The organism is Allobosea sp. 05T422_2 (genome assembly GCF_056396265.1).
Window position 1 is genome coordinate 1 of sequence record NZ_JBFTLD010000247.1, and the last position, 10405, is coordinate 10405.

At 63.5% G+C, this 10405-nt stretch carries 9 protein-coding genes and 1 pseudogene; 8 read left to right on the forward strand and 2 right to left on the reverse strand.

Going from position 1 to position 10405, the window contains the following annotated elements:
• The first annotated feature begins 372 nt into the window (after positions 1 to 372).
• The 3 genes from AC1DJT_RS29100 (at position 373) to AC1DJT_RS29110 (ending at position 3219) form a co-directional block, all read left to right on the forward strand.
• The gene (locus AC1DJT_RS29100; RefSeq protein WP_476835407.1) at positions 373 to 2061 is read left to right on the forward strand and encodes an ArnT family glycosyltransferase; all 1689 of its coding nucleotides are present in this window, start codon (positions 373 to 375) and stop codon (positions 2059 to 2061) included.
• Positions 2062 to 2125: 64 nt separating this feature from the next.
• Positions 2126 to 2875: a glycosyltransferase family 2 protein gene (locus AC1DJT_RS29105; RefSeq protein ID WP_476835408.1), complete on the forward strand. Its 750-nt coding sequence runs from the start codon at positions 2126 to 2128 to the stop codon at positions 2873 to 2875.
• The gene (locus AC1DJT_RS29110; RefSeq protein ID WP_113519074.1) at positions 2875 to 3219 is read left to right on the forward strand and encodes a lipid-A-disaccharide synthase N-terminal domain-containing protein; all 345 of its coding nucleotides are present in this window, start codon (positions 2875 to 2877) and stop codon (positions 3217 to 3219) included. Before AC1DJT_RS29105 ends, AC1DJT_RS29110 begins: the two co-directional genes overlap by 1 nt.
• Before the next feature lie 46 nt (positions 3220 to 3265).
• Here the strand turns inward: AC1DJT_RS29110 and AC1DJT_RS29115 are convergent, their stop codons facing one another.
• Together AC1DJT_RS29115 and metC are read right to left on the reverse strand one after the other, a co-directional pair.
• A complete protein-coding gene (locus AC1DJT_RS29115) occupies positions 3266 to 3988 on the reverse strand; it encodes a transporter substrate-binding domain-containing protein (RefSeq protein ID WP_476835409.1) in 723 nt (240 codons plus the stop codon).
• A 20-nt stretch (positions 3989 to 4008) separates the two neighbouring features.
• Positions 4009 to 5199: a cystathionine beta-lyase gene (gene metC / locus AC1DJT_RS29120; RefSeq protein ID WP_441505478.1), complete on the reverse strand. Its 1191-nt coding sequence runs from the start codon at positions 5197 to 5199 to the stop codon at positions 4009 to 4011.
• A gap of 274 nt (positions 5200 to 5473) precedes the next feature.
• On the opposite strand from metC, the gene AC1DJT_RS29125 reads away from it, so the two are divergent.
• The 5 genes and pseudogenes from AC1DJT_RS29125 to AC1DJT_RS29145 form a co-directional block, all read left to right on the forward strand.
• Positions 5474 to 6487, forward strand: coding sequence for an amino acid ABC transporter substrate-binding protein (locus AC1DJT_RS29125; RefSeq protein ID WP_441505479.1), 1014 nt, complete (start codon positions 5474 to 5476; stop codon positions 6485 to 6487).
• A gap of 156 nt (positions 6488 to 6643) precedes the next feature.
• Positions 6644 to 7666 (forward strand): amino acid ABC transporter substrate-binding protein, encoded by a 1023-nt coding sequence (locus tag AC1DJT_RS29130; protein ID WP_476770740.1) that lies wholly within the window; start codon positions 6644 to 6646, stop codon positions 7664 to 7666.
• Between the two features lie 159 nt (positions 7667 to 7825).
• Positions 7826 to 8848 carry an amino acid ABC transporter substrate-binding protein gene (locus tag AC1DJT_RS29135; protein ID WP_476835410.1) on the forward strand — a complete coding sequence of 341 codons (1023 nt, stop codon included), beginning with the start codon at positions 7826 to 7828 and terminating at the stop codon, positions 8846 to 8848.
• Between the two features lie 135 nt (positions 8849 to 8983).
• A complete protein-coding gene (locus tag AC1DJT_RS29140; RefSeq protein WP_476835411.1) occupies positions 8984 to 10177 on the forward strand; it encodes an amino acid ABC transporter permease in 1194 nt (397 codons plus the stop codon).
• 10 nt (positions 10178 to 10187) lie between these two features.
• Positions 10188 to 10405 (forward strand): annotated as a pseudogene (locus AC1DJT_RS29145) (amino acid ABC transporter permease); the annotation flags it as partial.

Here is a 10405-nt window from a genome sequence, read left to right on the forward strand (position 1 = left end):
ACGCTGGCCCGAAGGGTCCAACCTTCTCCCCCGAGTTTCGGAGCCGCCGGAATCGACGGCGCCTGCGCATCGTAGGTCGAAGATCATCCGGCCGAAAAGGACGAAGGCCGCGAGGACTGCGCCAGAGAAGCCTGGCCACGGATAATCCTCCTGCCTCGTCGTCGCGGTTGCGGCGCCCGCAAGGGATATCCTGCGTTTGGCTTGCAGGAGGGGAGGTGGCGTCGTAAACGGCGTGCGTCGCCGGGACGCGGGCCGTTTTGCCTTGATCGCGCCCGAAAGCCCCGCCATGCCGGCGGCGCCCTGGGTCGATACCTGGCCTTGCGACATTCATGCCTGCGATGAACGCGACCTGGCCGGTCGCGAGGATGGACAATGCTTTCGCTCCGGCCCGTGTTTGACCGCATCTCCGTTTTCGCATCGGCCAGCCATTGGCGCGCCTGCGTCTTCCTGCTTCTGCTCTCCCTCGCAGCCTTCCTGCCGGGATTCACGAGCCTCCAGCCGCTCGATCGCGACGAACCGCGCTTCGCCCAGGCGAGCAAACAGATGCTCGAGACCGGCGATTTCGTCGATATCCGCTTCCAGCAGGAGGCGCGGCACAAGAAGCCCGTCGGAATCTATTGGCTGCAGAGCGCGGCTGTGACCGCCGGCGAGGCGCTGGGTGTCCAGGACCCTCGTCATCAGATCTGGCTCTATCGCGTGCCGTCGCTGATCGGCGCGGTTGCCACGGTGCTGCTGACCTATTGGGCGCTGCTCGCCTTCTTCAGCCCGGGCGTGGCGCTGCTCGGCGGGGCTCTGATGGCCGCTGCTGTGCTGCTCGGCGTCGAAGCCCGGATCGCCAAGACCGATGCGGTGCTCGCAGCCTGCGCGGTGGCGACGATGGGKGCATTGGCGCGCGCCTGGCTGGATTGGACCCGCTCGCTCGCCTTCGTGCCGGACCGCCGCAACTGGCTGGTTTTCTGGGGCGCGACAGCGATTGCCCTGCTGATCAAGGGGCCGATCGTGCCGATGGTCTGGGGACTCGCCACGATCGTGCTATGCATCCGCGAKCGCTCCTGGCGTTGGTTCTCATCGTTGCGCCCGTCCTGGGGGCTGCTGCTTTGCCTGCTCGTCGTGCTGCCCTGGTTCGTGGCGATCGCCTGGAAGACCGGCGGCAGTTTCTTCACGGCCAGCGTCGGCAACGATATGTTGGGCAAGGTCGCGGAGGGCCAGGAGAAGCACTGGGGTCCGCCCGGGCTCTATCTGCTGATCTTCTTCGGCACCTATTGGCCGGCGGCTGCTTTCGCCGCGATGGCGATCCCCTTTGCCTGGGTGCGTCGCCGCGAGCCGCAGATCATCTTCCTGCTGGCCTGGATCGTGCCGTCCTGGATCGTCTTCGAGGCGGTGCCGACCAAGCTGCCGCATTACGTGCTGCCGCTCTATCCGGCGGTCACGACGCTGCTGCTTCTGGCGATGGTCAATGGCGGCATCGATCGCCTTCGGCGTGGCGCGACCGCGACCGCCGCGCTGGTCCTGCTGGTCCCGACGGCGCTTGTCGGCGTGATCATCTATGCCAACTGGACGCTGGATCGCACCGTACCCTATCTCGCACTTCCAGTTTTCGCGCTGGCGCTGTTCGTGGCCTGGCGCGTCGTCATGGCGTTCCGGCAGGGCGACCTGGAGGGTGCGCTCTGGCGCTGCGTCCTGGCGAGCCTCCTGCTCTCGATCGGCGTCTACGGCTTTGCGATCGAGAGCCTGCGTTCGCTCAAGCTCTCGCCCCGTCTGGCGGAAGCCGTCCGGGCGGTCGGCTGTGCCGATCCCGCAGTGATGACCGTGGGTTATCGCGAGCCGAGCCTCGTCTTCCTGACCGGGACCGATCTTGCCATGGGGCCGAATGGTGCGGCGGCCGCTGCCTTCCTGAAGGAGCCCGGCTGCCGGATCGCGCTCGTCGAAAAACGCTTCGAAGCGGAGTTCCATGCCGGCGTCGCCGCCGCCGGGATCACGCCACGTCTCGTCACCTCGATTCCCGGCTTCAATCTCAATGGCGGCAAGCGGCTCGAGATGGCCGTGTTCGCGCGACAGTGAAACCTGCTTGCCCTGTTTGCGCGCTTGACGCAGTTTGCGCGCCGTTTTCCCGGATGAAGCTTTCGTGACCGAGACACAACCCATCACCTTGCCGCAACTCAGCGTTGTCGTGCCCGTTCGCAACGAAGTCGGCAATGTCGGGCCGCTGCTGGCCGATATCGAGGCGGCCTGCCAAACGCTCGGCGCCTTCGAGGTGATCTATGTCAATGACGGCTCGACCGATGGCACGGCGGCCGCGCTGCGCGAGCTCGGCACGACGCGCCCCTGGCTGCGTGCGATCCGCCACGAACAATCCTGCGGGCAGAGCGCGGCTGTGCGTACCGGTGTCCGCCACGCCCGGGCGCCGGTCGTGGTGACGCTCGACGGTGACGGCCAGAACGATCCGGCCTTCATCCCGGCGATGGTGCAGGCCCTGCACAAGGCCGGATTGCAGGCCGGGCTCGTCCAGGGCCAGCGTGTCGGACGCAAGKATACCGGCTTCAAGAAATGGCAGTCGCGCATTGCCAATGGCGTCCGCGGCCGCATTCTCAAGGACGGCACCCGCGACACGGGCTGCGGGCTGAAATGCTTCCGCCGTGAAGCCTATCTCGCCTTGCCCTATTTCGATGCGCTGCACCGGTTCATGCCGGCCCTGATGGTGCGGGAGGGCTACCAGGTCACGCATGTCGACGTACGCGATCGCCCGCGCCTGACCGGTGTCTCCAATTATGGCTTCTTCGACCGGCTCTGGGTCGGTATTCTTGATCTCGCCGGCGTCTGGTGGCTGATCCGCCGTCGCAAGCGCGTGCCGCAGATCGTGCCGGAGACGCTCTGATGCTGATCGACCTCCAGCAAATGATCGGCGAATATTTTCACGACGTCTTCGTGAACAATATCGACTGGTGGGTTCTGCTTGGCGTCGTGGCGCAGGCGCTCTTCACCATGCGCTTCGTGGTGCAATGGCTGGCGAGCGAGAAGGCCAAGCGGTCGGTCGTGCCGATGACCTTCTGGTGGTTCTCGATCGGCGGCGGAGCCCTGCTGCTGGTCTATGCGCTTTACCGCCGTGACCCGGTCTTCATTCTCGGGCAGGGCTTCGGCCTGTTCGTCTATTGCCGCAACCTGCAATTCGTCCTGCGCGCCAGGGCGAGGGGCGAGGATACCAACGCCGGTCCGGGCTAAAGCACGTCCTGACCACTGGATTGCGGCTTGCGGGAAAGCCGCTGAGCTAACCGACTTCGAAATCGCTGGCCGCGAAGCCGTATCGCGCCATCATGGCGCGGTGCCAATCGCTGCCGATCAGCCCGTCGAGAGCCTGATCGAACCGGGTCCGCAGATCCGCCTGCGATCTGGCGAAGGCAAAGGCGCCCTTTGCGGGTTCTCTGTCCTTCGCTTCGGCGGCCACGGGCACGATGGCAAGGGAGGCATCGGGGGTGTGACCGAGGAAGCCACGATGCGCCATGGCGACGCTGGCATAGGCCTCGGCACCTCGATCCCTGACCATCTGCACGGCGTCTTCCTGCGTCGCGACGCGCAAGACGCGGTTTCGCGGAATGCCGGCCGCGAGGCCCGACTGCTCCTGGACCTGGTCGGCCACCACAACGAGGCGGGCGCTTCCATCCTGCGCCAGCGCCTCGTAACTGCAGAAGCGATCTTCATCACCGTGCCTGACGAGGAGTCCGTCGCTCAGCGCCCAGACTGGCCGGCTGAAATCGACGCTTCTCTTCCGCTCCGGCGTGACGAAGAGCGGCGTGGTGATGGTCCAGCGCCCATCGACAAGGCCTGGCAGCAACTCGGAGAAGCTGGTCAGGCGCATCTCGACCGAGACAATGCCGATCTCCCGCAAGGTCTCGGTCATCAACTCGACATCGCTGCCGAGCGCGCGGCCATCGGGGCCGGGCCAGCAGAAGKGCGGCTCATCGAGATAGGCGAAAATGATCGCCTCTCGCATCGCCGCTCCGGCCTTTGGAATCACACCGCTGCCCGGAGGCGGGCAAAGCCGGCATCAAGATCGTCCTTGAGATCTTCGAGATCCTCCAGTCCGATATGGAAGCGGATGGTCGGCCCCTTGAAATCAGGCTCCGTTGCCGTGCGATAGCCCTTGCAGTCGAAGGGGAGGGCAAGGCTTTCATAGCCGCCCCAGGAGGCCCCCATCCCGAACAGGGTAAGTCCGTCGAGCATCGCGCCGACAGCCTTCTGCGCCACCGGCTTCAACTCGATCGCGAACAGGGAGGAGGCGCCGGTGAAATCGCGCTTCCACAGATCGTGGCCGGGATCGTTCGGCAGGGCAGGGTGCATCACGCGCGCCACCTCGGGACGGGCGGCGAACCAATTGGCCATCTCGATACCGGCGGGCATCTGCTCCTTCAGGCGGATATGCATCGTGCGGATGCCGCGCAGCGTGAGGAAAGCATCCTCGGGCGCGATGATGACGCCGAGCAGTTCCCAGGTCTCGCGCAACTGCCTGTAGAGTTCGGGGGTACGTGCCGAGATCGTGCCGATCAGCACGTCGGAATGGCCGGCGTAATACTTCGTGCCGGCCTGAACCGAGAGATCGACCCCGTATTTATGCGAATCGAAGAACAGCGGCGTCGCCCAGGTGTTGTCCATCAGCACCAGGATGTCGCTGGCATGGGCGGCCGCGACGATGGCCGGAATGTCCTGCATCTCGAAGGTCTGTGAGCCCGGAGCCTCGGTCCAGACCGCCCTGGTATTCGGTTTGAACAGCTTTGCGATGTCGGCGCCGGCCGCCGGGTCGTAATAGGTGACCTCGACGCCCATGCGCGGCAGGACCTTGTCGCAGAAATGACGCGTCGGCCGATAGACGCTGTCAGTGACCAGGAAGTGATCGCCGGACGACAGGGTCGCGAGCATGGGCAGGGTGCAGGCGAGCAGACCTGACGGGCAAACGACGGTTCCCGCACCGCCTTCCATGGTGTTGAGCGCCGCGATMAGCGCATCGATCGTCGGATTCCCTTGCGTGCCATAGGTGTAGCGGGCCTTGCGCGCCAGGAAATCCTCCATGTTCGGGTAGATTACCGTCGAGCCGCGCACGATCGGCGGATTGACGAAACCGTAGCTGTCGGCGGGATCCCGGCCGGCAAGGGCGAGGCGGGTCTTTTCGCGAAGCTGCGCGAACGCAGATGGAGACAGTTTTTTCATGGAGCCGGTGCTGGAGGGAGGTCCCGATCGAGGCAGTCAGGCTTGACCACATTTTGAAAGTCGCATGTGATGCAAGGGGTGGATAGATGCGTTCCAGGAAAGGGTCCCTTGCTTGACGCACATGCGCTGCTCTGGCAATCGACGCAGGGGAACGTCGCTCAATATATGGGCAACAAGTGGGGCGCGCACTCCCACTGGCGACGCAACTGAAGACTGCCCGCTGGCTGCGGCCAGCCGGGAGACCTCAACGGGAGAGAGTTCGATGGAAAAGTTCATGGCAGTTGCGATCGCGGGGCTGGGCCTCGCGATGACCGCTACGGTGGCAACGGCCCAGGCGCCCGCAACGCTGGCGCAGGTCAAGTCCCGCGGCATCCTCAACTGCGGCTCGAATACCGGTCTTGCTGGCTTCGGCGTGCCGGACGCTCAGGGCAACTGGCAAGGCCTCGATGTCGATTACTGCCGCGCGATCTCGTCGGCGATCTTCAACGACCCGACAAAGGTCAAGTTCATTCCGCTGTCTGCCAAGGACCGTTTCACGGCCCTGCAGTCCGGCGAAGTCGATGTGCTCGTGCGCAACTCGACCTGGACGATGTCGCGCGACACCGCGCTCGGCCTGCTYTTCACCGGCGTGAACTATTACGACGGCCAGGGCTTCATGGTCCGCAAGAAGCTCGGCGTCACCTCGGCTCTTCAGCTCTCCGGCGCGTCGGTCTGCACCCAGCAGGGCACCACGACCGAACTCAACCTCGCGGACTTCTTCCGCGCCAACAACCTGAAGTATGAAGTCGTCGCCTTCGCCTCCTCGGACGAGACGGTCAAGGCCTATGACGCTGGCCGCTGCGATGCGTTCACCACGGATGCGTCGGGCCTCTATGCCGAGCGCCTGAAGCTGACTGCGCCCGATGATCACATGGTTCTGCCTGAGATCATCTCCAAGGAGCCGCTTGGACCGGCAACCCGCAACACCGACGCCCAATGGTTCAATCTGGTGAAGTGGGTGCATTTCGCCATGCTGAACGCGGAAGAGCTCGGCGTGACCAAGGCGAATGTCGACGAGATGCTGAAGTCCTCCAACCCGGAGATCAAGCGTCTGCTCGGAACCGAGGGCAAGTTCGGCGAAGGCATCGGCCTGACCCCCGACTGGGCCTACCGGATCGTCAAGCAGGTCGGCAATTACGGCGAATCCTTCGAGAAGAACGTCGGCCAGGGTTCGCTCCTCAAGATCGCCCGCGGCCAGAACGGTCTCTGGACCAAGGGCGGCCTGCAATACGCTCCGCCGGTTCGCTGAACGCAGCTAGACATGTGGGCCTCGGCATCAGCCGAGGCCCCCTCTAAACCGCCGTCCATGCCATGAAGCCTGCGACAAACGGCATAATATCTGGCTCCCAGCCGACAAGATGATCGAGAGCGGGACGAACCTGCTTCGGAACTTGGGAGTACACAGATGAAACGGACCGTAACTGCGGTTGTAGCCACAGGCCTCATGCTCTGCGCGGCGGGCGCCGCCCAGGCGCAAACCACCACCTTGGCGCAGGTCAAGAACCGCGGGCAGCTGAATTGCGGCGTCAGCCCGGGCTTGGCTGGTTTCGGTGTCCCGGACGCTCAGGGGAAATGGACAGGCCTGGACGTCGATCTGTGCCGGGCGATCGCCGCGGCGATCTTCAACGATCCGAGCAAAGTCAAATACGTGCCGCTCTCGTCAAAGGACCGGTTCACGGCCCTGCAGGCAGGCGAGGTTGACCTGCTTTCACGGACCAGCACCTGGACGATGTCTCGGGATACCGCGCTTGGCCTGAGCTTTTCGACGGTGAACTACTATGACGGACAGGCTTTCATGGTCCGCAAGAAGCTCGGCGTCGATTCGGCGCTGAAGCTGGGCGGCGCCTCGATCTGCACCCAGCAGGGCACCACGACCGAACTGAATCTGGCGGATTTCTTTCGCATCAACAACATGAAGTACGAGGTGGTGGCCTTCAACACAGGGGATGAGACGATCAAGGCCTACGAGGCCGGTCGCTGCGACGCTTTCAGCGACGATTCCTCGGCTCTCTATGCGCAACGGCTGAAATTCGAGGCGCCGGATGACCATATCGTGCTTCCGGAGATCATCTCGAAGGAGCCATTGGGCCCGGTCGTTCGGAGCAGCGACACGCAATGGTTCAACCTGGTGAAATGGAGTCATTTCGCCATGCTCAATGCGGAGGAACTCGGTATCACCAAAGCCAATGCCGATGAGCAGCTGAAATCGACCAATCCGGAGGTTCGGCGGTTGCTCGGTGTCGAGGGCAAGTTTGGAGAAGCGATCGGCCTCAGCCCGGATTGGGCCTATCGGATCGTCAAGCAGGTCGGCAACTATGGCGAGTCCTTTGAGGCGAATGTCGGATCAGGATCGATCCTGAAAATCGCCCGCGGAAAGAATGCGTTGTGGACCAAGGGCGGACTGCAATACGCTCCTCCGGTGCGTTGAACAAAAGACTAGGCGGGGGMATTCTTGCCTCCGCTTCATTGACCGATGCCGAAGACGGAGGCGCGCTGAAAGGACGTACGGTCGGGCCCAAAAATCTGGTCCGAGACTTGCAAGGTTCGAGAACGGGAAAAACCCGTTCCGGCAACAGGGGAAATAAGAATGAACAGGTTTGTCAGTGCAGCGCTCGCCGTTGCAGCAACCGCTGCTTTCGCGGGCGGAGCGCAGGCCCAAACGGGGCTGCTGGCTCAGGTGAAGAGCCGGGGGCAATTGATCTGCGGTGTCGGCCCGGGCCTTGCGGGTTTCGGTATCCCCGATGCTCAGGGCAATTGGAGCGGCCTCGACGTCGATCTCTGTCGCGCCATTTCGGCTGCGGTCTTCAATGACCCGGCCAAGGTCAAATTCATCCCGCTTTCGTCGAAGGACCGCTTCACTGCCCTGCAGTCCGGCKAGGTCGACCTGCTCTCGCGCAACACGACCTGGACCATGTCGCGCGACACGTCGCTCGGCCTGAACTTCGCTGGCGTGAACTACTATGACGGGCAGGGCTTCATGGTCCGCAAGAAGCTCGGGATCGATTCAGCCCTGAAGTTGGCGGGCGCCTCCGTCTGCACCCAGCAGGGCACGACGACGGAACTCAATCTCGCGGACTTCTTCCGCGCCAACAAACTGAAATACGAAGTCGTCGCCTTTGCGAGCGCCGACGAGACGATCAAGGCCTATGAATCGGGTCGCTGCGACGCCTTCACGACCGATGCGTCCGGGCTCTATGCCGAGCGCCTGAAGCTCGGCGTCCCGACCGACCATATCGTCCTGCCGGAGATCATCTCCAAGGAACCGCTCGGTCCCGTCGTGCGCCACGGCGACGACGCCTGGCTCGATATCGTCAAATGGACCCATTTCGCCATGCTGAACGCCGAGGAACTCGGTGTGACCAAGTCCAATCTCGATGAGATGCTGAAATCCGAGAACCCGGAGATCAAGCGCCTGCTCGGCACCGAGGGCAAATTCGGGGAGGCTGTCGGCCTGAGCAACGACTGGGTMGTCCGCATCGTCAAGCACGTCGGAAATTACGGTGAGTCCTTCGAACGGAACGTCGGCGCCAACTCGCTGTTGAAGATCGCTCGCGGCCAGAACGCGCTCTGGACCAAGGGCGGCCTGCAATACGCGCCGCCGATCCGCTGATATTCGCGCTGCGCGGCGACCGCCGCGCAGCGCTCGCTACCGCCGAACGGCACGGACAAAAAGACGGCTGGCGATGCTCGATGCGGGCATTGCCGGACCACCGGCCGCCACCCAAGAACAAGAAGGGCGTGACACGTGACGACCATACCGACGGAGCCGGTCCAACCGGGCAAGGCCTCACTGCTCTACGATCCGAAGATTCGAGGCTATGTCTATCAGCTTGCCCTCTTGGCCGTCGTCGGGTTCCTCATCTACTCGGCCGCCTCCAATGCCATCGAGAACCTCCGGGCGCAGAAGATCGCCTCGGGCTTCGGCTTCTGGCACAATGCCGCCGGCTTCGACGTMAACCAGAAGCTGATCCCGTTCAGCGCCTCGGGCTCGACCTATGGCCAGGCCTTCTGGGTCGGCCTGCTGAACACCTTGCTCGTCGCCTCGATCGGTATCGTGCTGGCGACCTTCCTCGGCTTCTTCGTCGGTGTGGCGCGCCTGTCCAGCAACTGGATCCTCGCCAAGATCGCCATGGTCTATGTCGAGGTCATCCGGAACCTGCCGCTGCTGCTGCAGCTGTTCTTCTGGTACAACGCAGTGCTCAAGCCGCTGCCGAACCCACGCCAGTCGATCGCGCTTCCGGCCGGCATCCTGCTGAATAACCGCGGCCTCTATCTGCCCGATCCGCAACTCGAGCCTGGCGGCAGCCTGATCGTCCTGACCTTCCTGCTCGGGATCGTGGCGGCGATCACCTTCCGTTACTGGGCCCGCAAGCAGCAGACGGCAACCGGCAAGCAGTATCCGATCGGCTGGGTCGCTCTCGGCCTCGTCGTTGTGCTGCCCTTCTTCGTCTATCTGCTGATGGGCCGGCCGATCACCTTCATCTATCCCGAGCTCGCCGGTTTCAACCTGCGCGGCGGCATCCAGATCTTCCCGGAATTCGTGGCCTTGCTGATCGGCCTCACCACTTATACCGCGGGCTTCATCGCCGAAGTCGTGCGCGCGGGTATTCTCGCCGTCTCCAAGGGACAGTCGGAAGCAGCCCATGCGCTCGGCCTGCGGCCTGGGCCGACGCTGAAGCTCGTCGTGATCCCGCAGGCGATGCGCGTGATCATTCCGCCGCTGACCTCGAACTACCTGAATCTGACGAAGAATTCTTMGCTGGCGGTCGCCATCGGCTATCCCGATCTCGTCCAGGTCTTCACCGGCACGGTGCTGAACCAGACGGGGCAGGCGGTCGAGGTCGTCGCCATCACCATGGCGGTTTATTTGACGATCTCTCTCGTCACCTCGCTGTTCATGAATATCTACAACAAGCGCATGGCGCTGGTGGAACGGTGAGGGCGCCCCGATGACCGATGCAACCACCGAGAACTCCGCCTTCTTCATCCGTCGCGAAACCTTGCCGCAGGAAGCAGCTCCGCTATCCGTGGCAGGCCCGCTTGCCTGGGTCCGGGCCAACCTCTTCTCCGGACCCGTCAACACGATTCTGACGCTGGTCTGTGCCTATATCGTCGTCACGAGCCTGCCGGAGATTATCCGTTTCTACTTCCTCGATGCGGTCTGGAC